The following is a 26,220-nucleotide window of genomic DNA, read 5'->3' on the forward strand; positions in this document are numbered from 1 at the left end:
TTCGCAGCATTAAAAGAGTCTCTGGTGCAACTGGAACAGGAACGTAAAGGTAAAACGCCATGACTGTATTTGAATATCTACAGGCTCATCCGAATACCACCAGCGGTGAAATCGCCAAAGGTATGAACAAAAAGACAGCTTCGATCGCTGGCGCATTATCGCAACTCTATGGCACCGGCCGGATCGTGAAGTCTGGTGTTCGCAAGGGCATTCCAACATACCGTGTTAACGATATGCCGTTTGGGTGCAGTAACAGCTTAACCATGATGTTTAACCAGCTATTAAACACAGCCAGAAAGGGAGCTGCACAATGAGTAAATCTCTGAACGCACGTTGCATCCGTCGCTGGACCGTCGAATTTAAAGGCCGCTGCGACTCGAAACACAGTCCGTACTGGCGTAAGCACCACCTTCGCAGTTACATCCGGGAATGTGCCCTGACTACCGCTGATTGCATGGTAGAGCGTATGGCAGAGGATAATGCGATGGTAGATTTTCAGGGGACTAATCGAGGGTGGTCGCCGGAGTTCTCTGCCTGGTACCACGAACGCCGTGAACAGTATCTCAAAGAAGCTCGTGACTATCTGAACGAAGACGCCACCAATGACGAGATCGACGAGGAAATCCAGAACGAGCTGGAGGCCTGGAATGACTAACAGCCCAATGACAGCACTCAACAAACAGGCGCTTCGTGAAGTGGCTAATGCCGCAAACATAGCTTCATGGGGTAAGTGGGAGTCGTATAAGCCACACAAAGGCGCGAGAGGATATGAAGTAAAAGTTGGGACAAAAACAGTGGCTCAACACTGCCTTAAAGTTGATTCAGCATTCATCGCTGCAACCAACCCATCCACCGTGCTGGCGATGCTGGATGAGATGGAAGCCAAAGATAAACGTATTGAAGAGGAAATTTGCCGAGCTAATCGTGAGCATCATCGCGGCTTCATGATGGCCTGCAACCACCTGAAAGAGCATGCAAACATTCATTATGCCGACGCCGCCGAGATGGAAATTGCAGCATTACGCCAGCGCATAGCAGAACTGGAGGCGCGGACAGTGACGCTGCCCCAATATCGCAATTCACCGGACATGCACACAAAACAGTTTTATGAGGCTATCGGATTTAATCAGGGGCTTGATATTTTCATAGAAGCACTCCGCGCCGCTGGCATTGGCGTGAAGGGGGAGTGAGATGGCGGACGTAACAAAAATGGAGTGTGTTCACTCCACTAATCCTGAGTGGTTTTCACCAGGTGATATTTATGATTCCGAGAAACGCGGACCTGATATTTGTATTTGCGGTGACAACCTCGTGTCCGACCTTAACCCGGAAGACTGGTACGAGATGAGCCAGCGAGTCGATGGGCTATGGTTTCTTACCGGCTTTCAGCAATCAGTCTTGTTTAGAACCGTGAGGACTAACCCATGACAACTAACCACCCGGCGCACGGTCCTGTATCACTCGATCGCCTGCACCAGATACGCGAAATACTCAGCAAAGCAGCAGCACAAAGCGACGGAGGTAATCTCGGCTACGCAATGGCTGATGCTGTGAAGGTGATTGATGGGGTGATTGCAGCGTTTGATGCTGAGCCGGTATGGAAATATTTGAAGGGTAATTATCGCCACTTTATAAAAGCACCTGATTGGGCAACCTTACGTACCCGGGTTAACGGTGGTGATGCATGGCTTGAGCGTAGAGAAATTGGCGCGCTATTTATCGCAATCGGCAAAAAGAAGGATGGGGCATTCGCGATTACCCATCTCCCTTTAGAAGGGGAAGAAATCATAGCTATTAGAGAGAAAATATGAACAACTTAATGATCGACCTTGAATCCATGGGCAAAAAACCGAATGCCCCTATCGTCTCCATTGGTGCCGTATTCTTCGATCCGCAAAGCGGTGAATTGGGTCAGGAGTTTTACACCGCCGTTAACCTTGAAAGCGCTATGGAGCAGGGAGCGGTGCCGGATGGTGACACTATTCTGTGGTGGTTAAGACAAAGCTCAGAAGCACGATCAGCAATCTGTGTTGATGATGCGATGCCGATATCGTCTGCCCTATCTGAACTGAGCCATTTCATTAACCGACATTCTGATAACCCGAAATATTTAAAAGTTTGGGGCAATGGAGCTACTTTCGACAACGTTATATTGCGCGGCGCATATGAGCGCGCCGGCCAAGTTTGCCCGTGGCAATTTTGGAACGATCACGACGTCAGAACCATCGTCACATTAGGCAGAGTGGTGGGTTTCGATCCAAAGCGAGATATGCCATTCGATGGGGTCGCACATAACGCACTGGCCGATGCGCGCCATCAGGCAAAATACGTGTCCGCGATCTGGCAGAAACTAATCCCAACCACCAGCAACAGCTAAAATTTTCCCCGGGTGCAGCCGGGGTAATGGAGAAATATATGCTGAGCCTCGATTGTGTTCCCATCTCAACTTATTGCAAAGAGACTGGCGAAACCCCGGATGCCATCAACAAACGTGTGCAACGTGGAGTATGGCGTGAAGGGGTTCAAGTGCTAAAGGTCGACGGTGTTAAGGAAAGATGGATTGATCTTAGTGAGGTTGCAAAATGGGCTCGACAGAATCGCCTAAACTCCCGCGCGGCGTAACTATCAGGAAACATCGCAACGGTGAAACTATCAATATTACCTTCACTTATAAAGGGGTTAAATGCCGTGAGCCCCTTTCTAATCTGGACGTAATACCTAAAAATATCAAATACGCCGAGAGAACTCTCGGCGAAATCCACAATAAAATTGAACGAGGAACTTTTAATTACGCAGAATATTTCCCGCGTTCAACAAGGTTAAAAATATTTGGCAATGCTGCTTCTGGTAAAACTATCAAAATGTACCTTGACGAATATATTGATATTTGTGAGACGCGTAATTTATCGCCATCAACAATTGGCGGTTATAAAAAATGCCGTAGTGCTCTGTCGTCATTGCATATATTACCAGCCAGCGAGCTAACACCAGCGGCATTAAAACAGTGGATCCAGAGCCAGAAGACAACACTTAAAACCATCAGAAACCAGCTTTCCTTTCTGCGCTCGTCGCTAGATGAAGCCGTAACTGATGGAGTATTGCAAATTAACCCAGTTTCGCTGGTTACAGCATCACGCTATCAAAGCAATAAAAGCGATGCAGAAAGTAGTTATATTGTCGATCCGCTGTCGCCGGCCGAGGTTAGTGCGCTGTTAATATCAACAGGAAATAAACAGTGGGAGAACTTATTCAGGTTTGCGATCCAGACAGGGCTGCGAAGCTCTGAACTGTGCGCGCTCCGCTGGAGGGATATTGATTTCGTTGAGAAGACGGCACATGTACAGAGCGCCAGTGTGTCGGGCGTGACCAAAGGGACTAAAACGAAGGCGGGAACTCGAAAAGTAGAATTAACCGAGGAAGCGATGATCGCGCTCAACGATCAAAAGCCATTCAGCTTCATGAAGGACGGTTGTGTCTTTGAGGATCCAAAGACAAACAAGCCATGGGCCAGCGCGGATGCCATCAGGAAAAAAGCCTGGGTGCCAACACTACGAAAAGCCGGTATCAGGTATCGTAATCCCTATCAGACCCGGCACACGTTTGCCACATGTCTGATCAGCCGTGGCGTAAACCTTTTCTGGCTTGCGGCGCAAATGGGCCATAAGGGACCGGAGATGCTCTTCAGGCATTATGGCCGCTATCTGAAGGAATATGACGGCAACACGGAGAGAAAGCCAAAGCTGGTCAGTGGCAGGAACTGAAAGGAGCCGTAAAGGAGCCGCAGAAATCAAGGCAAGTTGATAGCCATTACAAATTAGTTAGTTACAAAGTTTCGGACACGGGTTCAACTCCCGCCAGCTCCACCAAAATTCTCCATCGGTGATTACCAGAGTCATCCGATGAAGTCCTAAGAGCCCGCACAGCGCAAGCCTTGCGGGCTTTTTTGTGTCTGCAATTTGTCCCGCGAAGTCTGATGCTAACTAATTAAATCCGAACCTTTTAGGCCCATTGATAGGCCCAACGAAATGCTCTATTGTTTTCGTTGGGCCTAAACGCATGGAGACTCCCCATGGCAAGAAAAACCAAGCCGTTAACCGATACGGAAATCAAAGCCGCCAAACCTAAAGATGCCGATTACCAGTTGTATGATGGTGACGGACTTACTCTGTTAATCAAGTCCAGTGGTAGTAAGCTCTGGCAATTCCGTTACTATCGACCTCTAACCAAGCAGCGAACCAAACAGAGCTTTGGTGCCTACCCCGCCGTCTCACTTTCTGATGCGCGTAAACTCAGAGCTGAATCTCGAGTTTTGTTGGCGAAAGACATTGATCCTCAGGAACATCAGAAAGAACAGTTAAGAAATTCTCAAGAGGCTAAAACCAACACTTTCCTGGTAGTTGCCGAGCGTTGGTGGAATGTGAAGAAAGCCAGCGTAACAGAAGACTATGCCGACGATATCTGGCGCTCACTTGAGAGAGATATTTTTCCAGTAATCGGTGATATCAGTGTCACTGAGATTAAGGCTCATACTCTGGTTAAAGCAGTGCAGCCGGTTCAGGCCAGAGGCGCATTAGAGACAGTCCGACGCCTTTGTCAGCGTATTAACGAAGTCATGATTTATGCGCAGAACACAGGTCTGATTGATGCGGTTCCCAGCGTAAACATCGGGAAAGCATTCGAGAAACCGCAAAAGAAAAACATGCCCAGCATCCGCCCGGATCAACTTCCACAGCTAATGCAGACTATGCGTACGGCAAGTATCAGCCTGTCCACACGATGCCTGTTCATGTGGCAGCTTCTCACAATTACCCGCCCTGCCGAAGCTGCTGAGGCTAGATGGGATGAGATCGATTTTGATGCTAACGAATGGAAAATTCCTGCAGCTCGAATGAAGATGAACCGGGACCATACGGTTCCACTATCAGATGAGGCTCTCTCTATTCTGGAAATGATGAAGTCACTTAGCGGAAACCGGGAGTTTATCTTCCCCAGTCGTATAAAGCCAAGTAAGCCTATGAACAGTCAAACGGTAAATGCTGCGCTCAAACGTGCCGGATTTAGTGGTGTGCTCGTCTCACATGGATTGCGTTCTATAGCCAGCACCGCCCTCAATGAACAAGGATTTCCCCCAGATGTTATTGAAGCCGCACTTGCACATGTAGATAAAAACGAGGTACGTCGCGCCTATAACCGTAGTGATTATATTGAACAACGTCGCCCAATGATGCAGTGGTGGGCTGATTTTATTAAAACAGCAGATAGCAGAAGCATTATTGATGGTGGTAATAAGGAGTTGCGCCTTGTTGGGTAACCCCTTCATAAGAAATTATATTAACAGGCATTATCTTTTTTATTTCGTCACAACAGTGTCAAACGCGGCTTTGATCACCTTATCATTTCTTGACCAGTCATAAATCCTTCTGCGCATTTGTTCCCAGGGCGCGTAATACTTTAGCCTTCTCCCTTTACTGACTGAGTCCAGTTTACGCTGTTCATCGTCCATAAATTTATTAATATCATTTTCAAGAGAATCAATAGCCGATGCTTTACTTTTCCAGCCACCTTCCGGCATCTTTTCTTTAAGGAGTTCAACAACCTTCAATTTTAGCGGTGCATAATTCCCTGTCCTAGTTTTCCCGCCAGATTGTGCAGCCCTAGTTAAGTTTTCTTTCCTTTTCTCTATTTTCTCATGTATCATCAGAACATCACACCCACCCATCCACATATTCATGAGTTCCAGAGCATCAAATAAATATTTGAGACAAACAGACTGTTCTTTCTTCTCAGCAGAATGACTTTTATACATCCCCCACCCATGGCATATTAAAGCCAGGCGCAAGTAAATATCGATATCTATGTTTTTAAGGTCAAAGTTTTTTTTAAACAAATCATAAAATTTTAACTTTATTCTATTATGACTAACATAGTTATCCATTTTAAGTTGGGTAAAACTAATCACTGTATTCTTAAAAGTACGTCGATGGACTCGCTTATCTTCTTTAATCTCTCCGTCATTGTCTATAAGTTCCCCATCTTTATTTATTCTCTTTCCCTCATAATTTACAAGCTCACGTTTTTCATTGATATACGCGCCGTCAGAGTTTGTTCGCTTTCCGTTATTACTGATATATAGCCCATTTACATAATCCTCAACAACTCTTTCAGCATCTTTACGATACTCTTCCAAGGTTGATTCAGAGATATACCCGGAAGCTGCCACCGCCTTTGTACGTTCATCATACTTCTTGCTTAACACTTCGACCAAAAAATTAAATTCATTATTTTTCATGCAATTACCAAAAAGTGAATGTGAAGTGCCTACATTAAAAAAATACTTAAGGCACATGGATTTTCACAAAAGTCATGCTGCTGTACCTTCTGCCCATCCCCTGAACTACAGTGAGAATTCATTATGACTACACAACCAATTACCATCCTGCGTTTGCCCGGTGTTCTGAAGAGAATCGGTATCGCCCGCTCCACTGTTTACGACTGGATGAACCCGAGATCTCCCCGTTACGATCCAACATTCCCCAGACCGGTCAGACTGGGCCAAAAATCTGTCGGCTGGCGCGAGTCTGATTTAGATCACTGGTTATCATCCCGCAGCCTTCATAATGTACACTAAAAACAGGGATCCCTGGCGCATAAGCATCAGGGATCTTTGATTTAATTCAAATTAATCAGACAAGTCTACACTGCCTCATAATCAGCAAAAACGAGCCTGAGGTGTGGCAAGTACTGTTACCTGTTGACGCCATCAATGACCCCCATCCCTTTGTTGATACTTGCTCCCCTTGAAAGATACCCTGCTGGAATTTTTGTCTGTAACCTCTTACCTGTACCACAGACGAAGTTTGTGCGAGAGTAAGAACGGTTACATGCACATATTAATACGGAAGTATCCCTGCTGTTTCCTGCTACTGGTAGCAGGAAACAGCAGCCAGTCATTCATTAAAAAATCAACTCCGGTGAATCCTGATGATTTGGTGAAAACTCCCGTTTGTATTTCTTTCCCTATACATAGAAATACTCCCATACTCTTCAAGTATCTTTAATGCCTTATTCAAACGCGTACCATCCCTGAGTTGATACGGAGCGTAACGCCTGACATGTGTTTTAGCCACCAGGGTACATATACCCCCCTGATTTAATGGCCCCTGCAATAGCCATTGATAGAGGAGACTGGCATCCTCTTCACCTTTGTCCATTCGCACTGTCATCACCTTAACCACCTGGTTATAATAATACTTAATAACAGGGATAATATTTTCCAGTACTATACGCTCTATTTCATCACCTTCCATTTTAAGAAAGAAATGAATCAGCGCTGCCAGTCTGGCTGTATTCTCCGGTACTTTAGAGAGTATTCCGGCCAGGGCATTATGCTTGCTTTTATCTGCCACGATCTGATTTTCAACTTCACGCTGAAATTCAGAAAACAATTTTTCAGCATCAGGAGAAAAACGAAGTATCTTCGGCGATACGTTGCTGATAGTTAACTCCAGTAACTCACTTATTCGTTGATGGAATTCTTCCAGATACTGACCATCGCATTTCGCTTCTGAAGATGTCTGACGCGTCCCCTGCGTTGTTGTAGTCACTGACCACAGGCATCTGGCAAAAAAACCATTCCCCATTGCCCGTTCACCCCGCTTTTTGATAAAGCTGTTCAACTCATTTAACTGCGTCAGGATAAGAATGATAAAACGACTGTCATCAATCACCAGGCGGTGGTTTTTTCGTTCCACGTCGAAGGGAACACCATCCCACAATTGATTAAATAAAGGGGAGTTGTTCATCGCCCTTCCGTTTAGCACACCACCGCCTTCATCAGATACCAGCCCGGCGGAACCAATGTTTTCTGACAGTCCTTTGACGATGGCTTCATGCGTTGCGTCGTTGTAAATCAGCTTAGGTAACCTGGGGGATTCCGGTTTTGCAAGATAATGTTCCCGTAGTCTTTCCCGCTCACGGGTACTGTCCACTCCTTTTTTTTCATTCTTTCTGATGATGCTAAGTATCGATTTATTGATTTCCTGCCAGGCCAGTAAGTCCGCCTCGTACACCCTGACCTTTTCGGAGTAGGATTTCAGTGCCTGTTTTTCAAACTCCAGTATGGGTTTCATTACCAGGTTGAAAACTGCCGTTTTTCGTTCCCCTGATTCTGCGATAATCACGTTATACAAAGAGACAGGGCTTCTTCTTCCATCCTTATGCTGAAAGGTCACCAGTGCCTGAGATGCCAGTGACATAGCACTCAGACATGTACCCATGATCAACTCGACAGGGGCCTGCGTTAAGTCAATGATATCCTGTGCAACGTCTCTAAGCCCCTTGGGAAAATGTTGTGAGGGATATTCATTGTTAGCAATTGTGTTATACATAAAAACTCCTGATCAAAATATCGACACAAATAGCGTCAGGAGCAACTTACATTCTGCTTTTAATTTTGAAAACACCTCAGACCAGAATTAGCTTGCATTAGACTTATTTAGTTTAATAATTTACAAATAGATCTCCACTATATTTCCATTCACTTCTGACTGCAGCCGAAGTTACGAGCACCATCTCCGCTTTGTTTCTGTCTGTTCTTAATCAGATAATCAATTCTCTCTGAAATAGTCTTATAGAAATCATCAATACCGGACTCTTCAAGGCCGCTTTTGTAGAGTTTATATACTGGATTCTTCGGGATATGAACCAGGCGACGATACCGGATATTATCCAGCCCTGTGGCGCTTAACCAGGCATCAGCAACCATGGTATAAAAACTACCGTTATCTGTTTCGAAGGCTTTCACATAGCAGACTGTATCTAGGTTAACGAGAAGACAAATGTGATAATGCTTTCCCCCGACTTTATTGAATTCCCTCACCCAAAGGTACCTCAGTTCGGAGTTATGGACTCTCACACCACGCTCCGCTCTTTTCTTCAGATATACCGGAAACTTTTCATTCAGTGATTTAAAGAACCGGGTGATCACCTCCGCATCATCTCTATAAACTACATTTCCCAGGGGGAAACGCAGATCAAAGCGTATCAGCGCTGTTCTTGGATGTGCGTTTAGTGCTTTTGTCAGGGTTTGCTTTATCCGCTTTTGCTGATAACCGTCACTTTCCCCATACAGGGTATTAATTTTTACTCTTGGCTTTACGGGTTTCATTGCCGTCTCCTGAGATAATCATACATATATGGGTTACTGAGTGATATCTATTGCTCAGTATGGATATTATGAGAGAGTAATTAATGATTTGAGCGTATTGCTCTCCAGAGTTTTCGAATGACATGACTACCTGGCTTTAGTAATATTAATTTTATTAAGTCTGGATAATTGATTTGATGCTCAGTAGTATTACTAATTGTTAATATTTAATTGGTAATAATTACTTGATAACATGGTTAATTAATTAATAATACTAAATACCGACAGTTAATTTCACCATGACACCAGTAATCACTCTCTTTCACATATAATTACTGGTCGAAAGTTATTGTATTGATTTTGCGAAGTTTTTCGAGCCTAAAGGAGTACAGTCTACAGTTTTCTGACGGGGATATGACAAGATGGTCTATCGGGGTGGGGTCATTCCACTATTCTTAGTGCTTGTAAACTCAACAGTTGGCATGAAGCAAGAACTCTAAGTCTGCTGTGAGCGAAAAGCTGACCTTGCCGTTCAATCTGGCAGCCCCCGCTATTAGGTCTTTCGGATGAAATACCTTTATTCATTTGTAATTCATCTGTTGTAAAGAATTAGTAGGACACAGAGATAGCCAGACTGAGAAACAAAAACTCCCGGGTAATAGGTGTACTATCGTAAACCCCGGAATTAACGCATGGTTAAGCCGCCATCAACAGAAATTGACTGACCGGTCACATAGGAAGAGGCATCACTGGATATCGTAGGTTAGGCCCAAGGACAGCTTTGAGCGAGAAGCGGAAGTTCGCAGGTTATTACAACCGGATGTGTTCAGAATATGATTGGCGGTGAGCAGATCACCGCAACTACTTTTTAAAAAAATGACACCCCCCCAACAAGGCCAACAAAAAGAAGGCTGTCAGAATAATCTTTTAATTCATTAAGATATTCATCGTTGTTGCTTTTCATCTTCGCAATAGCTTCCTTGGCACTTTCAGCTTCAACCTCGAAAAAATGTTTTTTGTACCCTTTAAGCTTGAGAAGATCTTTTGCTTCATCATTTACACTACTTTTGGTAAAGACTCTTGCGCCAGACTCGTTGTAATAAAAAACATATACGCTCACAGTAAACCTCCATGAATTGAACGGTTATTTTCTTTATTAACTTAGCACCGAACCCTGTATGGGTATAGTCATACAGGGTACGGTGATTACACTGTTGCCGGCCCCTGGGCTTTTTTGACTACGGTTGTACGACACGAGCCATCAGTGCGTCAATCTGCGCCATTAACGCCCCATGGTGTAATCCTGCTGACCAGCTACACGTTGGTTAACACATTGTGATTCCAGCAATATCCGCTTGTGGCACTCAGGTGACCTAGATAATGGCGATCACTGATGCTCAACTGGACAGTAAGATGTTTTTGTCCAGTTGTACCTGCCTGTGCATTTATCTCAGTAATACCTGAATCAGCTGAACGAAGATATACACTGTTGCGGCCACTTGTATAGTCCGGAACCCCCATCTGAGATAGCGCCATTCATGACGTTCTCTGGCATCAGCTACTTCAATAGCAGGGTCAGAACATTTTCTTTTCCTAGCCCTGAATTCATCGATTACCCACAGGATGAGAATAAAGATGATGATAGTTTTCTGAAGGATAGGATTATCCACAAAGAGTGACTCCGGCCTTACCGCTGATGCAAGCAGAATAGATGAACAATCTGCACGTAGCCATCACTAAATGTAGGGGGAGTATTCGTTTTGTCCTGGTGGATTTTGCGGTGATTCTGTTCATGGCAGTTTGCTCCCCTGCTATCTGGCCGGCAGCGATGAGCGAAGAGCGTACATTGGCCTTGGAGGATATCTGAACTATTCTCCGGAAATTATCTAATAAGCGAATGGTATGGATTACAGGCATGCTTGCAATTCCCGACAAACTATAAACAGCATGAAGTCGCGATTTTTTCTACTATTGGATAAAGTTTTCAACTTTTTGGTCGTTAATTATTTTTTAGATAGATTTTTTCAGGAGAAGAGCAATGGCATTTACCGTCGGTGAAAACTATGCGTTCAGGGACATACAGAAGCGTTATAAATTCCTGAAACCGGGCGAAAAGGGACTGTCGCAGGGCGGTTTTTTAAATCCATCGCGTGGCAATTCCTCCACATTAATTCGCGCCATCTTTGCGCGCAGAGAGGTCAATGGACCTCTGGATAATCTATTGTTCGTTTCTGGCGATAATGAGTACCGAAACTACTTCACCCGTCTTGAGAAAGTGCAAAAGGAATGTAGCCCATTCCTCTATTTTAAAGAAAAGAATGGCGAGTGGTCTTATATGGGGCACAGTAAGGTGGATCGTTTACTGGAGCCCGACTCAAAAGAATTAACCCTCTTGCTTGATGAAATGGGTTGCACGCTGGAAACGGTTGATGAGGTGGATGGCAAACCATTGTGGCAGCTTACAGCATTTGGAGTGCAAAGTTTTATCAGACCGCGTAGACTGGAATTTATAGTGGTCTTAGAGCAGGATGCGTAGCTAACTGTCTTTGTCATCAAATATGTCTGTGGGGCGTTCAGTAACGTCATTTTCAGTATGCTATATCAAGAAGAAACATCACCGTTGTTCGTCGTTTGACGCGACATCACTATAACGAGATGTTCCGCAGACCAACGATGGATTGCTGAGGCCGGTACAGAGACACCTATCGCCAGTAAGATCGAAATAACATCTCGAAAAAAGTGATGCGTTATTATCTGGCTCTATACTAATTCGCCCCTATCGGCCTGACTTAGCCTTGCTCCGAGATTTCCTTCGTCATTTATAGAGGGTGATTTCAGAACAACGCGTCTTTATAGGGATGCCCTACGTTTCTGAAGAAGAAATGCCAAAGATCACAACGTATTAATTAACAGTGAGCAGGTCAGCATCATATAACATATGTTGAGCCCTTATAGTGAAATAGTAAAAGCCCCTTGCGAAGGGGCCTGATTAAGAAAAATTATAGAGAGCTTTTTTTAGCCCCATCGATCTCAGCCTGGCAAACATCATCATTTGTAAATGTATACTGAAGGTAAACATACCCCTGCGCAGAACTGTTCGCTCTTGCTTCAATAGAAATAGCACCAATGTTATTTTTCAGCGGCGTTTCCTGCGTTCCCTTCCAGGTAGCTGAAAGGAATCGTTCCTTTTTGTTAAGCCCCATCATCCAGTCCTGAGGTTCTTTCCAGATAGAACCTGACAGTAAAAGGTCTGTGGTTTCAGCCTTTCCATAAAGCGAGCTTAACGAGCTACTCAACTCTTCAAAGCGAGATTTCAAGGCAAGCCCATAACTATCAGTATCAATGTTTTTACCGACAGCTCTGATTTGGCATAAGCCTGCTTTAGGCGAGATCAACAAACCATACATTTCAAAATCAGCGTTGGGCTTCGGTAACTTATCGGAAGTATAGAGATTTACGCTGTCAGGAAGTGGTTTTAGCTTTGCCCCGATCATATCTTCGATATTCTTTTGAGTCAGGCCAGCCTCGAGTCCGAACGGACCATCAGCTGGTGGCAGCAGAGGGGGCTGTTCATGTCTTGTTTCAGCGGTTGTGTCCTTCTTACTGCTGGCGGTTGCAACATTATCCTGAACCGGTGCAAGCTTAACTTCAGCAAGCCCATATTTAGCCGTGAGATATTTTTGCTGCAACATCGCCATGCTTTGCTCTTCAGTAGCAACCGTTGACAGTTTTAAGACCTGTATTAAACCACCACTGTACTGGCTGGCATCTGTTTTTGCTTCGTTTATTTTTACTGCCAGGTCCTCCATCTCAGCTTTAATAGAAGCAGCAAGTTCAGGGTCTGGCTTGACACCTGAAACAACGACGTCAATTTTGGCTCCTGACTCAATTGCATTTATACGCTGTTCTAAAAGAGCCTTATTCGTTCCTAAAACTTCCAATCTTGCGGTGATTAAATTCTTGATCAGTCCACCTGAAAATTGTTGATCAATATGTTTCGCTGCAGAGATTTCTCCCTCCGTTTGGGACAGCTCAGCCTTAAGTGCCGCCACTTCCTGCTTTTGCTCTGGAGTTAACTCTTTAGGCCCACACCCGGTTAACATCGTTATGCTTACTAATGTTGCAATCAACGTTTTTTTCATATCCCTGTCCCAGTGGAAAATATTCAGATTAATCCTATCAGGAAGTGAACTGCAACAGAATATTTGAATCGTCACAGGTATGAGAGACGACTCCGGAGTCGTTAAGTTGGCTTTAAGAAAGATGCCTATGAGTGCTCAGTATTAACCCTATGCGTTTAAAATCGAAGTAGTCATACCGGTTGTTGAACGCTGTCATTCCGTATCCAGCATTGCAACACGATCCCATATCCCCCTTACGCCGAATAAATAAATACGGGCCAGACTCCTTAACTAACATAGGCAATCAGAAGCTCAGGCTGGGTTCCGCCAACTTCAGAAGGAGCTAACGAAGCAGATCATGATCCAATAAGCATCCGTTCGCCATAAATGTGTTGCTCCCGGCGGCGGATTGTGGCGTATGGCATAGTCAAAGGCGTTTCGGAACGTGGCTTTAAGCCAGCGAAATCACGGCTGCATCGCAGCTGACAGAACCTTGTACAAGTTATATGCACCGAGCGTCTCTGGGAAATCAGTCCGGAGGACATCGAAAATGCTTCGTCGTGAGAACAGGAATTGTTTTCTGTGTGGGGTCAGTCCAAACCGCATCCATTATGCAGATGCGGTTTAACACAATCAGAAGATCATAAAGTGCTGCGCAATTTGCCAACCGACAGAAAGCCCAATAATGCAACCCATCACCGTCAGTACAAAGCGATGACGAAATCGGGATTTGAGAAAATTCACCTGTAACTCAGCAATAGCATGATCAATGCCTGTTTGCCTATCAGCTTGTTGCGCCACAACAACGGATATTTCATGCTGGAGCGCATCACACTGGTTTACGGTTGATTTAACCGAATTAACTAAATCCATCCGGTTTCGCTCAAGTTCGCCGAGCAGTTGCTGATGAGACAACTGCTGTTCCTGCAACAAGGACTGCTGCATCTTCTCAACGAAACTCTTTTGAACAGCCTGATTGTCCACCATTGTCTGTTCGAGCATGCTATGCCGTCCTACCTGGTCATCAAGGCCACTTTGCAATTTTTGCGCAAGATCAGAAGAAAAGTTAGCAATACGCTGTTCAAGTTCTGCCAGCAAGGTGGCGTTTGCCTCGCCAATTTTGTTTTCCGCCTCTGTCACCCTTTTTACGCAGCCAATTAGCTGCTTAGCCTGATCTTGCGTTACCCCTTTTGCATCCATTAATCCCTGGTTGGCCTTATTAATCTCTTTTTGCTGTTCTTCCAGTAGCACCTGTTGTTTCAGGATTTGTTCATTTTGTTCAGCAAGGGAGCGTGTTTGGCCTTCCAGAATGTTTTGCTGATTCAATAAAATATGTTGTTGCTCGTTCAGTAGCTTGGATAGCGCCGTATTGACAATCAATAACTGAGAAGATTTTTGCGTCAGGCGACCAATGGCTTTATTGAGATCAATCTGCGCATCCTGTAACAAATCGTCGCGATCATTCCACCAGTTAGTTATAAAGTTTCCGTCCCTCTGTTCCCTGCGCAGGCGGTCAAGATCCTTCGCGCTCTTCTGAACCGTTTGCTGCTCCTCCGTCATACTGCTAATCAATTCTTTAATGTTGCTGTCGCGAAAGACACGTTCCGGCAAATCTGCGGACGAAAACGCCTGGATAACCTGAAGTTCCTGCTTGTTTAACAAACCCATCTTACTGTTCTCAAATATTTTTTAGAAAGTCATCAATTTCGGCCTGGCTTTCATTAATAAACACAATTGCAGCAGTACTCCGCGCCACTTGCACAGCTGTCTCGGCAGTAGTTCTCTCAAGACATGCCAGTGTTGCTTTAGTCGAAATCGTTGCAGTAGCCAGGTTTTCCCCAATAGCTTGATACTGGGTTATAGCAGTCGCGTAATTTTCAATATTACCCAGCGAACGTTCTGAAAGTGTCACCAGCTCACTGGCAAACGCTTCACGACGTATACCGTCTGCGAGCATCTCATCCATGAATTTTTCGCTTAACGTAAAACGGGAGCGATCAAAAAACGTATCAATCTGATGCGAGAGAAAGGCAGAAAGCAATCCGGTGGCAATGCCTATGAGAACTGGGGTTAACATATCTGCAAAAGGTTTCAGAAACGGTACAGTCGCCATAAACGTCGCGATGCTTTCGTTCAACAACATACCGACCGAAGTCACGATGACAGCAGTGAGCATTTTCAGTCCTTCCTGTAACGCTTGCTGTGCCGTCATATGTGCCGGTGGGAAGAAAATCATTTTAAATGCCCGGAAAAGTCCCAACAGCCCTTCCCGAATCATGGTCACGAAACGCTTTGCGGTAGAGAGAAAATTATTAAGCAAGAAGGTGAGTAAATTACTCATGAATCCACTCACTCCACCCTGGAACATTTGTCCCAGCGCATCGGGAATTTTTTTGGTCACGGAAGCAACTACGCGCATTAAGCGCTGTCGGACCTCCTCAAACAATGTTTTTCCCACTTCAACACCATGTTGAATAAGCACTTTGAACTCGTTAAACAAGCCATTTACCAGTTCAGTGAGCAATAGCCCAAGAGCTTGTCTGAGCCCCATCTGCAACGCTTGTTGGCCGCCTGTCTGCAACAACTCTGCGCTTTGTTTTTTCATTAGCGCCGAGTTAAGCGTTGTCGAAATATGGTCCTTAGATTGTTTCTTCGCTGCTGCTACTCGTTCTGGGTCCAGCTCAAATCTTTCACCATTTTTTTCTGCAAAAGTATCGAGTTCAGCAGCGCCTTTTGAACGGTTAATCGACTTATGTGTGGTTACCAGGTTTTCGTCAGAATTGGCCATTTTGACGACTTTTTCAACGCCTTTTCCGGTTTCAAGAGCAAGATGCACTTTCTTATTTTTGGACAATGTATTTAGTGAAGTGACATGGTCGAGATCCATATCCGCCGCGTTGGTCGTTTTTCCCGTATAACCATCAATACCACCGGCCCGGAGTTTCACGCTTTTTTTTGTAAAATCTTTACTTTCATATTCTTTGCGCTGGTAATCCTCACGCGATTTCGCATGACTGGACATGTCTTTATCAGCGATGAAATCCGACTCTTCACGCTCGAAATTATGCATAGTCGTTACATTGCCGCCATTGCGATCCTCAAACATGGCCGTTGAAAGCCCAAAAGGCCCAATAATTTGTGACAACACTTGCTGCTGGCAATCGTGGAAGAGTTTTTGCAGGCGCTGTTGTTTTAAGTCTTCATATGTTAAATCCATTTACCCTCCTGGCTAATCGAATCAATTGCAAAAAAGCCTACATTTGCTCTACATACTGTCTGAGCCAATCACTGAAACTGTCCGCTTGTTTTCTACGCTCCCCATCATCATGCCAGAGCGTGATAATCTGCCCGCGAATCCCAGCGTCAGTCGGGGCAAGGTCAAGACAAAGATGATCGCCCGCTCCATTGTAAGTAAACGGGATCCAGGAGGGATTCCACCATTCCGAACGAATACCACTTTGCGGACACGACTCAGCTCCATCAAAATCGCCACCATCAAGTAAATCTTTCCAGACACGCCACTCCTGCAAAACGCGTGAAGTGGATAAGAATTCGCAATCATCAAATAATCCATGGCTCATACCACGCTGACCATTGTGAATTTTCATGAAGGCTACAAAATCGGCTGGCAAAATTACACTCAGGGCCTGCTCTAACGCGACGATTTCTTCATCTGTGGCCGGAGGTGCAAGATCTATTAATACCTCAGGGTCGCGGTCTTGCAGAATGACTTCCAGTTTTTCCCATAGTTGCTTCATTGTTTCTGTTCCTTTCAATCCATATGATTATTAACGGCAGTTTTCGCTGAGAATTGAGTAATATTTTATACGTATGACGGTCAGCTAATGAGTTAATCACAACCCGCTGTCAAACTGTGTCAGCCGTTCTCAGTTTTTTGCGGCAAGGCTCATTTGGCCCGCCAGAATCAAGAATGAGATATACCTCATGTGATTGCACGAAGGTCGCCGACGCGGTCGCTCCCAAATGCGCCAATAACCGAGGCGTCTGTGTTCAATTGCCAGCTCTTGAATGCGTAGAGTCAGTCCGGTAGGGACAAACTCGTAACTCTACTGCAGCGACGTCGCGAAAGATCGGCCGCATCACACTTCATCATCTCGGCTTCTTGCTTCTGGCCTGTCAACGTAGTTTCGCCCAAGTACTAACTGAAGCGCTCACTTATCCAGCATGGCTTTGGCAAGCATCTTTATGAGTCGGGCGTTTCCGCTTCTGTCGACTTAAGCCACTTCATCTCAATGGCCTCCGTGCCCCAGATTTCTTGCAGCCGATATAGAGCGGGAAGTATAAAAATGTATGCTTGCGGAAGCGTTCACGGCTTCGGCTTCGTGGAGCATACTGATGCTCTTTTAGCAGGAAAGAAGCTTAGTCATAGGAATTGATACCCATCCTCGTTTATATCTGAATATATTAATCTACTTTATTAACTTCTCTGATTAACATTCCGCTTGAGGTCAAAGCATCAGATCCTTTAATTTCATTTCGGTGCGATTTCGATAAAGCCGATTTAATGATAACTTTCTCAAATAAAGAGTTGAATTCATTAAGTATTTCATCAAGTTTCAGATACTGACGACAACGTAAAATAAAGGAGGTGGATCCATCAACTTCATTAAGTTCTGAAATAAAGTTCAAAAATTTCTCCACTATAGCCTTACCTTTATATTTAAATTTGTAGAATGAAATTTTCTTACCGATATTTTTTATGATGAACTCTACCGACCACTGTGCTCCCCTCTTATATTTATCAATAATTTCAGTAGCGATAAAATATAATCCAAGCCGTGTTCTAAGCTCCTCTTCAAGATCGAAATATTGAGATGGCAGAGCCACCATTAAGTTTTTTATCTGCGGCACAGTCTTCCATTCCCAGTCATCTTCTGTTCTCATCTCTGTCCCGAGCACATGGAATTGATCTAAACTTTCAACGATTTTCAGCAGCTTGCAAACGGCTTCATCAAGAATGATGTTTTTCCCTTCTTCGGTATACTCACCCGGGGGATCATAGGCAAGCACCTTCAAAGGACGGCCAGCATCAATGGACGTGTGCGTACATACATTGGTTTGCACCTGTTTTAAAGTCAAAGCAGGTGAAGCCCATGCCAGATGTGTTATAGCACCAAGCTGCAGTAAACCTTCCTGAATCCTTTTATTACGCCCGGCATCCGTGCCACCTTTACTTTCAAATATATGCCATTCTCCGGTATCAGACTCAATAAGATAGTCGGGTGATTTTTTAGTAGTGAAAGGGTTTGCTAATATAGAGGGATGCAACCCTTTAGTATAAATACTGGTATGCAACATAACATTGATTTTTTCACCCGCAGCAGCAAGCCAATGGTATGCAGCAATGAAACTACCTATACCACCTGCTATAAATGAGATTGCAACTTTTTCTGAAGGTTCTATTTTTGAATAAAACTCCTGCGTGAAATAAGCATCGTTTTTACCTACTTTGATACATGAAGCCACCATTAGTAATCTTTTAAGTAAGTAAGACGCCAGTTCAAGTGACTCGTTATGATTTAGAAGAAGATGAGATGACCACATTCCTGTACGACCATACCCACACTCAAGCGCGGCATGTACAATTTGTGGTAGGGGTAGTGCCGGGTAACGCGCTGAAAGATTTTTTTTTGCGCCACTTCCGAATGGGATTCTTGTCGTCTTCGTAAAAGAATTTTTTAAAAAACTAGCTGGTTTGCTTTTATCATAAATATTTTTAGTTGGATCTTTTTTGTTAATAATCTGCTTAGGCCTTGGTTTTGCCCCGCGTATTTTAGGTACGTAATATTCAAATATATTACCTTTAATCAGTTTAGAAGGAGTTTTAGGCTTTGCCACAATCATATCCTTGTGAGAAGAGAAATCTCAAACCAGAGTTAATTAAAAATCCCAAGCAGATAAAATTCACCACGCTGCTCTAAACAATGACTACAGAGTAAACTTATTCTTATTCTAATCCACATATTATTTCAACTTTTGTGACTACTGAAATTAGTAGGTGCTTATTACGTTCTCATTGCAGGGCGGATTTTTTATGCGATGCGTTTTGCAGTGAGATTTTGGGAGGTGTCATACTCCACAGGGGAAACGTGAGAAGTACTATTTTTTCAGCATCACTACATTCTGCGCTATTATCATGCCCTTTTGCTGCATGCGCTGTTGCATCTGATCGGCAATAAACGCCATCGTACTGATGATCCCTTCAATCGACATTTGGCAGAACTCGCTTACGCTCATCATCACCAACCTTTCTACTTAAAAGCCCAACGCCTAACTGATAATGGACCATCAACCCATTCGAAATACCAGAGCTTCAGATGTTGATAAACTGACTATATAACGCCATAACGATTCTGTATGGTACGAGATACAGAGAGGATGGAAAAATTCAGCAAAGTGCTAAATAAACGTCGGTTTCTGGTACCAAGCGGACGACAGTTCTCAAACGCAAACATCAATGACATATCCCCTGCACAAGCTTTGCCCTTCCCTTGCCAACAATCAAACAGCTTGTACCGCAGATTTTGTCGGTAGACATGCGCATCGCCCAGCCCTGATATATTGAGCCTAACGGGACGCCCAAGTTTCAGCATCTAAGTTCAGCGATCCTTCACACCGTTTACGATTTGATATGAAATGTCCGACGGAGAGGCTGGAAGCATTTCGGGCACAAATCAACGCTGCCGCAGAGACGAGCGAAGCTGTTTCAGCCGAGTCGGGAAGCGACAAAAAACTAGCTCCGGGCTACCGACAGCGTCATAAAGGGTCTTTGCATCAGGATATCTGGCGAGGCACTGCTGGCGAACTGCGGCTACCTCGCCGTTTACCCGAACCAGCGCTGATGGAAAACACCACATTCTTTTAAACATATGATTCTGAAGCGTGATACGCCGTGTCGCTCAGCGGAGACCGATTTAATGTCTTCACTCAAATCGCTGTTCGCCTTTACGATCTTCCTGCTGTTCCCGATCCCGTTGACGCTCAATCATAAGCATTAAGCGCTCATGGATGTCTCTTGCAGCGTCTGAAATGTCAGCCCGCGGGTGGTGGATGAGTTCACCGAAAGCGTCAGCTCGTGCCTGCCATATGTTTGCAAGGCTGCCACTCCAGCTTGTGGGGCTCGTTAAGTCAGCAAAGGATTCAAGGGCCACGGAAGGGTCAGGTGCAGTCTCAAGGAACTTGACTGCATTTTTGTGTAAGACCGTCCAGCCTGAGTCATAGACACTTACCCAGAGTTCTACCCCCTGCGGTACAGATACCCACAGGCCCGCATCGTCACTACAATAGCGCCCCATGGAAAGCGGCAAACGTCTCACCATATTGGTTGACACGACGTCGTTAATGACTCTCGCCATGCTAAAAATGCACAAGAAGAATCCCACCGTAGCAACCAGGGCTGCCGCTAACATAAGCCAGTACAGTATGCCTGTTTTCGTGACAGACTGGTGAAGACCCCAGCCATGACCAGGCACGGTACCAGTCCAAACGATAACGCCCCTGAACTCCCCTCTACCACTGTGCCAAAATCTTTCGTACAGTGACTCGACATTGACGTGTTCACCTTCTTGTTGCCCTAAATCTGGCAAAGCCAGCCTGTCATACATCCATTTGATATAAGCCGCTGTGAGCGAGAACCTGACGGCTTTCTTCTGATTAGTGAAGCGTCACATTTAGCTCAAACAACCGCTCATGCAAGTCGTTTTTTTGCCGATATAACATAGATGTGTATGTATGCAGGGTGAAAACAGGGCCTTTGCTTTCACCTGGCTACCCATTTACAGCTTTGCGGACTATCACAAGATAAATCGAAGCTGTCGATGCAGCGGGATCAAAACAATCCTGATAAGGAGTGATTAAGTGGCAGTTGTACAAATTGCGTGGGACTGGCTGCACTGGAACTGCCGTCAGAGCTGGAAAAATGTCCTTCCAGTATTCCAAAGCGGTGACGTAAGTCAGGAAGACCTGAAACGGCGGTTTTATGCACTCAGGCTTAATGGTCTGTTCGCTATTAAGTACCCATGCGGCATTTCTCCCTCGTTTTACTTCAGCGAAGGAAATTAAATATATTTTTTAACTGTGATAAAGACATGGTTTTTATTAAATAGGGAATAATGATGATTAGAATTTTAGGGCTTATATTTGTGTTACTTACGGCGGGCTGTTCAATGCCCGGGAAGCCGGCTTTTTATTATACCTGGACACAGTACAAAACCGGTGTTGAAGTGATGCTGGTCAATGAACCGCAGTACAAAGATGGTTTTGATGGAATTCTTCGCCTTGACGATAAAGGCGAATATGCAGTAATGGCTATATACTACGGTGGGGATATGTCGAGTCACTTCGGATATGTTACGAAGGACAGCCTCGAAAGCTGGATAACCATGTACACTGGCTTTTTAAAATGGGATCCGCAAAATCCTGCGCAGCCGGCAAAATTCACTATTCCGGATAATCTCTCGTGGACCCATAAAGACTACGATGTTGAGTATCGATTTGTGAACGGTAAAAAGCTATTTGTTATCAATAAGCACAGTACTGGAAACTGGTTTGTTGACTTCTCAGAACTCTCCATGGATGAAGCCAATGTCGCAAAGCTGACTGATGTCTATATCGATCTGAGGCAGAAGCTGAAATAGAAGGTCAACAGCTCCTCAGCCAGGCCTCATTTGGAGCTTTTCCGTGACTGGCAGAGGTAATCTAATCGTCTGCATTGTACCTTTCCGGTGAATGTAATGCAGACTTTGCAATACGCGCTTTTGGCACGAAACGGACTTTTGCAGGCCGATGTCCGCTATGAGCGAAGAGCGGACATTATCATCTTTCCTTAAAAATTTTATAATCTATTTCCATTAACAGATCTTTTTCATAATGATCAAGGTATGGGTTTGTGTTACATTAGCGCGGCGAAATAGGTAATGGAGAAGATAATGTTAAATTATGTATTTTTATTTTTCCCTTTGAGTTATATTCTGCTGATTTTGATTGCAACCGTGAAAAGCCGAAAAAAAAAGGAAATCAAATTTTTTTATCATAATTGCTCTTTGATTTCTGCCCAAAAATCATCAATGATAAACTATTCATAACTCGTACCGAAGGTCGTGCATACGTATCGACAAACAAGAACAATAAGAATGGAGTTGATTCATTATCAATTAATAACTACCTAAAAAATAAACACATGCCTTTTTATTGTTTAAAGAGATTCACTGCAAGCGAACCAATGGTAGACATCACATTCAGTGGTCAAACACTATCATTATTCCACCCCATATTTAATCTTCTAAAGATTTATCATATCTTTAATGTTTGGGGGGCATGGAAAATGATAACTGAGCAATGGGTTTCAAAATCCTTACATGATATAAAAATTATTTCTTACACCACCAACGGTTCAAACGTATTTGAAATAACACAAGCGGAAGTAATGTTAAAGAAAGGTTGGGGGCTTTTTTCTGCATTAGCTAGAGCTGCTGGAATGGTGATACTTAACCTCGTCATTTCAGCTACTTGGTGTTCATTGGGGTTATTAGCACTCCCGATTAATTATCATTGGATCACTTTCGAATTACTCCATATTTTATTTATATGCGTGAGTATAGTAGTTTTATGGTTCGCTATAAAAACAATTTCAGATTTGCCTGAAGATTTATTTAAATAATTTTGATAACGGTATAAATGCTAATGATAAATAACAGAGGTCTATTATGGGCATGAGAGTCTGATTTTGGCACTGATCGGACGAGTTTGCTCAGTTGAAGGTCCGCAGTGAGCGAGAAGCGGACATTGCAGACTGCCCAGTAGAAAAAGTGCTATCAGAATTATCTAAAGGAAGATCGTATTTACCATGTCTCATTCTAACTGTTTAATAAATTACAAAAATTAAAATTTCCATTTAATATCATCGCGTTAAGCAAGAGAATTAAACCTCTCATTTAATTTATGATTCTTATTTAATTCATGAGTTGGTGTAAAAATAGGTTGCCGCACTATAGAAAGACACATATTTAAACCCAGCAGGAAATCATATTTGAAAGTAATGTGTTTAAGGGGCTGCGTAACAAGAACAGCAAGTAAACACATAGTAATAACAGTTACCATTCCCATTTCGCAAGTGGCCATATCAGAGGTGAACTAATGCCTGCTGCAATTTTAAGAATTAAGGTTATCCTAATAATTCTTTTGTATGATTAAGATCATCGATAAATTTACTAAGGACTCATTAATGAAATTGCGACTCTGGAATCTATTACCCCATGATTACGCTCCTTTTTTTCGTATTCTTCACATCATTGTGGCATTTCTAATATTATCACAAATTATTAACTCTAATCTGACAGAGACCGAAGCAATTGGTGAACATAGTCTTGAAGGAGTTATAACCTGGATGCACATTATTTCAGGGTTAGGACTGATTATTTGTGGTTTTATTATGTTAAGTTGGATGCTTACTCAAAGAGGTTTTACTTATTATTTTTCATGGGTAGGGCTTGACTTTAGTGGTATTAAGCAAGATATAAAAACGTTGACTAGTTTCCGACTGCCCGATGCACATTCGGGAGGTATTGCCAGTACAATCCAAGGATTTGGAGTTCTAGCATTGCTAATTGTAGCACTTTCAGGTGGCCTATGGTTCTTGTTGAATACCATGCAGTCAAATCTGGCTGAAACAGTAATCCACTGGCATAAGTTCTTTACTACTTTCATTGAGGTCTATTTTTATGCACATGGTGCAATGGGAGTTTTGCATATTTTAATTGAAAAATATAAAAGCCGCTCAGTTAACCTAAGTGACTAATCTGTTGTGAGATAATATTACTTCAAGTTGAAGAAAACCCTAAAAATAAAATTTAGTTTACTAGAAGATGAAACAGCACTTGCAGAGACTTTTTAATTAAATTTAATAAAAACGAAAAAATATTCATGGCGAAATGATTGTTTAATTATCTATCATGGATAGAAATGTGAGTTAGTCGTCCTATTTTAGGAAGTTAATAATGACTAAAACAAAAGGGTTACCTCGTCCGCTGACGCACTACGCTTGGCTTTCCATTGCCACGGCTATTGCCACTATCGGACTCAAAGGTGTGGCGTGGAAAATGACCGGTTCGGTCGGTCTGCTATCTGATGCCATCGAATCCGTAGTTAACCTCGCAGGAGCCCTAATGGCGCTCTGGATGCTGACCTTGGCTGCGCTTCCGGCCGATGAGAACCATGCATATGGGCACGGCAAAGCCGAATATTTCTCGAGTGCTTTCGAAGGATTTCTGATCCTATTGGCGGCAGCCAGTATCGCCTATACCGCAGTTGAGCGGATGTTAACTCCACAGCCGCTTGAGGAGATTGGTCTCGGATTACTGGTTTCAACAGTCGCATCAATCCTTAATTTTGTGACGGCTCGCATTTTGTTAAGGGCTGGCAGGCAGCACAACTCTATCACTCTTGAGGCAGATGCTCATCACCTGCTGACCGATGTCTGGACGTCGGTCGGTGTCATTTTTGGTGTCGGACTGGTTTATCTGACCGGCTGGTTTTGGGTCGATCCGATCGTTGCATTGCTGGTCGCAGCCAACATCGTTTGGACTGGTTATCAGCTTATGAGTCGTTCAGCTGCAGGTCTGATGGACGTATCGCTACCCACGGAAGAACTCAAAAAAATCGAGTCACTGCTGGCAGGATATCGTGAACAGGGGCTTGATTTCCATGCACTACGTACACGCCAGGCTGGCGGGCGGGCGTTTATGACAATGCACATCCTAGTTCCTGGGCGATGGACTGTTCAATATGGGCACGACTGGGCCGAGCGTATAGAGAATGATATCCGCACCGCACTGCCTTTTATCCATATCACCACTCATGTGGAACCGTTGGAAGATCCCGCGTCAATGAACGACCAAACGCTCGACATTTCTGATCACTAAACTAACCACATGTCGCTGGTCGGGCAGGGTAACAAACCTCGCTCTACAAAAATTTCAGGTATTCTCTATAATTCTGAGGGTACTTGATGTGACCTGCGCCCAATTGTTGGGCACGCAATATTTTTAAAAAGTCCGCTTCTGGCACAGGGCTGCTGTTGCAGCCCTGATAACCTTAGACTTCAATCGATTCAGAAATCTCTAACGCATCATCGACTTCAATGCCCAGATAACGGACTGTGCTTTCCAGTTTCTTATGACCCAACAGAAGTTGGATCACCCGGAGATTCTTGGTTTTCTTGTAGATCAGGTAAGGTTTTGTTCTTCTCATGGAATGTGTGCTGTAAAGCGTCTCTTCGAGACCAAGCTTTTCTACCCACCCATGAAAGATTCGGTTGTATTGCCGGGTTGAAATATGCTGGTTAGTTCCGATCCGAGACCGAAACAAGAAGTCTTTACTGTGCAAATTGCCAAGCTTTATCAATGCAGCAACAGCTTCTCTTGTCCCTTTGGTTATCTCAAATTGCACAGGGCTACCGGTTTTCTGTTGCAATACCGTTGCTCTGCTCGAAACAGAGCTACCATATGCAACATCAGATACTTTGAGTTTGACCAGATCACAGCCTCGAAGCTTACTGTCCAGTGCCATATTGAACAGAGCTAAATCGCGCGTTTTACCTTCCAGTTCAAGTCGGATTCGGATACCCCAGATATGAGATATCTGAAGTGGCCTTTTTTGGCCTATGATACGGTCTTTGTTCCACGGTGACGTGTTCATACTCAAATCTCCTGCAATGTGGGAGATTTGAGTATGGTTGTCCCTTATGAGCGATCTGCGGACGTTTTAGACCTCAGAACCTAACGCCTTAATCTATCCCGCAGTATGCATCCGGCTTTGTTGAATAAATCGAACTTTTGCTGAGTTGAAGGATCAGATCACGCATCTTCCCGACAACGCAGACCGTTCCGTGGCAAAGCAAAAGTTCAAAATCACCAACTGGCCCACCTACAATAAAGC

At 44.1% G+C, this 26,220-nt stretch carries 28 protein-coding genes and 1 pseudogene; 17 read left to right on the top strand and 12 right to left on the bottom strand.

The window, feature by feature from the left end; all coding sequences use genetic code 11:
• The first annotated feature begins 59 nt into the window (after positions 1-59).
• The 8 genes and pseudogenes from ACHHZ7_RS24245 (at position 60) to ACHHZ7_RS24280 (ending at position 5,311) form a co-directional block, all read left to right on the top strand.
• Complete coding sequence (locus ACHHZ7_RS24245) at positions 60-314, top strand: hypothetical protein (RefSeq protein ID WP_395149216.1); 255 nt, start codon at positions 60-62, stop codon at positions 312-314.
• Positions 311-655, top strand: a complete 345-nt coding sequence (locus tag ACHHZ7_RS24250) for a hypothetical protein (RefSeq protein ID WP_395149217.1) — start codon at positions 311-313, stop codon at positions 653-655. The genes ACHHZ7_RS24245 and ACHHZ7_RS24250 overlap by 4 nt, the downstream gene beginning before the upstream one ends.
• Positions 656-662: 7 nt before the next feature.
• Positions 663-1,068, top strand: a pseudogene (locus ACHHZ7_RS24255) (ead/Ea22-like family protein); the annotation flags it as partial.
• A 356-nt stretch (positions 1,069-1,424) separates the two neighbouring features.
• A complete protein-coding gene (locus ACHHZ7_RS24260) occupies positions 1,425-1,811 on the top strand; it encodes a hypothetical protein (protein ID WP_395149218.1) in 387 nt (128 codons plus the stop codon).
• Complete coding sequence (locus tag ACHHZ7_RS24265; RefSeq protein WP_065554929.1) at positions 1,808-2,377, top strand: 3'-5' exonuclease; 570 nt, start codon at positions 1,808-1,810, stop codon at positions 2,375-2,377. The genes ACHHZ7_RS24260 and ACHHZ7_RS24265 overlap by 4 nt, the downstream gene beginning before the upstream one ends.
• A 38-nt stretch (positions 2,378-2,415) precedes the next feature.
• Complete coding sequence (locus tag ACHHZ7_RS24270) at positions 2,416-2,622, top strand: hypothetical protein (protein WP_003826122.1); 207 nt, start codon at positions 2,416-2,418, stop codon at positions 2,620-2,622.
• A complete protein-coding gene (locus tag ACHHZ7_RS24275) occupies positions 2,583-3,761 on the top strand; it encodes a site-specific integrase (protein WP_284242722.1) in 1,179 nt (392 codons plus the stop codon). Before ACHHZ7_RS24270 ends, ACHHZ7_RS24275 begins: the two co-directional genes overlap by 40 nt.
• Positions 3,762-4,069: 308 nt before the next feature.
• Positions 4,070-5,311: an integrase gene (locus tag ACHHZ7_RS24280; protein ID WP_060683397.1), complete on the top strand. Its 1,242-nt coding sequence runs from the start codon at positions 4,070-4,072 to the stop codon at positions 5,309-5,311.
• 39 nt (positions 5,312-5,350) lie between these two features.
• On the opposite strand, the gene ACHHZ7_RS24285 is transcribed toward ACHHZ7_RS24280, so the two are convergent.
• Complete coding sequence (locus ACHHZ7_RS24285; protein ID WP_123969768.1) at positions 5,351-6,289, bottom strand: hypothetical protein; 939 nt, start codon at positions 6,287-6,289, stop codon at positions 5,351-5,353.
• Positions 6,290-6,412: 123 nt separating this feature from the next.
• Here ACHHZ7_RS24285 and ACHHZ7_RS24290 point away from each other — a divergent pair, with 123 nt between their 5' ends.
• On the top strand, positions 6,413-6,628 hold the full coding sequence (locus ACHHZ7_RS24290) for an AlpA family transcriptional regulator (RefSeq protein WP_071845278.1): 216 nt from the start codon (positions 6,413-6,415) through the stop codon (positions 6,626-6,628).
• A gap of 334 nt (positions 6,629-6,962) precedes the next feature.
• Here ACHHZ7_RS24290 and ACHHZ7_RS24295 read toward each other — a convergent pair whose 3' ends face one another.
• The 4 genes from ACHHZ7_RS24295 to ACHHZ7_RS24310 form a co-directional block, all read right to left on the bottom strand.
• A complete protein-coding gene (locus ACHHZ7_RS24295) occupies positions 6,963-8,387 on the bottom strand; it encodes a YfjI family protein (RefSeq protein ID WP_060683395.1) in 1,425 nt (474 codons plus the stop codon).
• A gap of 149 nt (positions 8,388-8,536) precedes the next feature.
• Entirely contained in the window at positions 8,537-9,166 is a 630-nt protein-coding gene (locus ACHHZ7_RS24300; protein ID WP_060683394.1) for an inovirus Gp2 family protein, read from the bottom strand.
• Positions 9,167-10,013: 847 nt separating this feature from the next.
• Positions 10,014-10,265 (bottom strand): hypothetical protein, encoded by a 252-nt coding sequence (locus tag ACHHZ7_RS24305; RefSeq protein WP_192464108.1) that lies wholly within the window; start codon positions 10,263-10,265, stop codon positions 10,014-10,016.
• A 325-nt stretch (positions 10,266-10,590) separates the two neighbouring features.
• The gene (locus tag ACHHZ7_RS24310; protein WP_060683392.1) at positions 10,591-10,815 is read right to left on the bottom strand and encodes a hypothetical protein; all 225 of its coding nucleotides are present in this window, start codon (positions 10,813-10,815) and stop codon (positions 10,591-10,593) included.
• 368 nt (positions 10,816-11,183) lie between these two features.
• Here ACHHZ7_RS24310 and ACHHZ7_RS24315 point away from each other — a divergent pair, with 368 nt between their 5' ends.
• Complete coding sequence (locus ACHHZ7_RS24315) at positions 11,184-11,681, top strand: hypothetical protein (protein ID WP_060683391.1); 498 nt, start codon at positions 11,184-11,186, stop codon at positions 11,679-11,681.
• Between the two features lie 463 nt (positions 11,682-12,144).
• Here ACHHZ7_RS24315 and ACHHZ7_RS24320 read toward each other — a convergent pair whose 3' ends face one another.
• The 6 genes from ACHHZ7_RS24320 to ACHHZ7_RS24345 form a co-directional block, all read right to left on the bottom strand.
• Positions 12,145-13,287, bottom strand: coding sequence for a hypothetical protein (locus tag ACHHZ7_RS24320; protein ID WP_050862390.1), 1,143 nt, complete (start codon positions 13,285-13,287; stop codon positions 12,145-12,147).
• A 612-nt stretch (positions 13,288-13,899) separates the two neighbouring features.
• Positions 13,900-14,934, bottom strand: a complete 1,035-nt coding sequence (locus tag ACHHZ7_RS24325; RefSeq protein WP_060683390.1) for a hypothetical protein — start codon at positions 14,932-14,934, stop codon at positions 13,900-13,902.
• Between the two features lie 10 nt (positions 14,935-14,944).
• On the bottom strand, positions 14,945-16,483 hold the full coding sequence (locus ACHHZ7_RS24330; protein ID WP_060683389.1) for a hypothetical protein: 1,539 nt from the start codon (positions 16,481-16,483) through the stop codon (positions 14,945-14,947).
• 37 nt (positions 16,484-16,520) lie between these two features.
• Complete coding sequence (locus tag ACHHZ7_RS24335) at positions 16,521-17,024, bottom strand: SMI1/KNR4 family protein (protein WP_060683388.1); 504 nt, start codon at positions 17,022-17,024, stop codon at positions 16,521-16,523.
• A 667-nt stretch (positions 17,025-17,691) separates the two neighbouring features.
• Entirely contained in the window at positions 17,692-19,125 is a 1,434-nt protein-coding gene (locus tag ACHHZ7_RS24340) for a hypothetical protein (RefSeq protein WP_220708987.1), read from the bottom strand.
• 261 nt (positions 19,126-19,386) lie between these two features.
• Positions 19,387-19,527, bottom strand: coding sequence for a hypothetical protein (locus tag ACHHZ7_RS24345; RefSeq protein ID WP_158008929.1), 141 nt, complete (start codon positions 19,525-19,527; stop codon positions 19,387-19,389).
• A 391-nt stretch (positions 19,528-19,918) separates the two neighbouring features.
• Here ACHHZ7_RS24345 and ACHHZ7_RS24350 point away from each other — a divergent pair, with 391 nt between their 5' ends.
• The 6 genes from ACHHZ7_RS24350 (at position 19,919) to ACHHZ7_RS24375 (ending at position 25,205) form a co-directional block, all read left to right on the top strand.
• Positions 19,919-20,152, top strand: coding sequence for a hypothetical protein (locus tag ACHHZ7_RS24350; protein ID WP_123969764.1), 234 nt, complete (start codon positions 19,919-19,921; stop codon positions 20,150-20,152).
• 992 nt (positions 20,153-21,144) lie between these two features.
• On the top strand, positions 21,145-21,348 hold the full coding sequence (locus ACHHZ7_RS24355) for a hypothetical protein (protein WP_060683384.1): 204 nt from the start codon (positions 21,145-21,147) through the stop codon (positions 21,346-21,348).
• Positions 21,349-21,398: 50 nt separating this feature from the next.
• The gene (locus tag ACHHZ7_RS24360) at positions 21,399-21,923 is read left to right on the top strand and encodes a hypothetical protein (RefSeq protein ID WP_225623026.1); all 525 of its coding nucleotides are present in this window, start codon (positions 21,399-21,401) and stop codon (positions 21,921-21,923) included.
• A gap of 584 nt (positions 21,924-22,507) precedes the next feature.
• Positions 22,508-22,945, top strand: a complete 438-nt coding sequence (locus tag ACHHZ7_RS24365; protein WP_060683382.1) for a hypothetical protein — start codon at positions 22,508-22,510, stop codon at positions 22,943-22,945.
• A gap of 564 nt (positions 22,946-23,509) precedes the next feature.
• Complete coding sequence (locus tag ACHHZ7_RS24370) at positions 23,510-24,082, top strand: cytochrome b/b6 domain-containing protein (protein ID WP_001515348.1); 573 nt, start codon at positions 23,510-23,512, stop codon at positions 24,080-24,082.
• A 199-nt stretch (positions 24,083-24,281) separates the two neighbouring features.
• Positions 24,282-25,205, top strand: coding sequence for a cation diffusion facilitator family transporter (locus tag ACHHZ7_RS24375; RefSeq protein WP_000167917.1), 924 nt, complete (start codon positions 24,282-24,284; stop codon positions 25,203-25,205).
• A gap of 172 nt (positions 25,206-25,377) precedes the next feature.
• Here the strand turns inward: ACHHZ7_RS24375 and ACHHZ7_RS24380 are convergent, their stop codons facing one another.
• Entirely contained in the window at positions 25,378-25,980 is a 603-nt protein-coding gene (locus ACHHZ7_RS24380; protein WP_001324664.1) for a site-specific integrase, read from the bottom strand.
• A gap of 145 nt (positions 25,981-26,125) precedes the next feature.
• Between ACHHZ7_RS24380 and ACHHZ7_RS24385 the strand changes: the two genes are divergently transcribed.
• On the top strand, positions 26,126-26,220 hold a 95-nt coding region (locus ACHHZ7_RS24385; protein WP_047353200.1), incomplete at its 3' end, for a hypothetical protein.

The organism is Citrobacter freundii complex sp. 2024EL-00216 (assembly GCF_043945515.1).
Lineage (GTDB): Bacteria > Pseudomonadota > Gammaproteobacteria > Enterobacterales > Enterobacteriaceae > Citrobacter > Citrobacter portucalensis.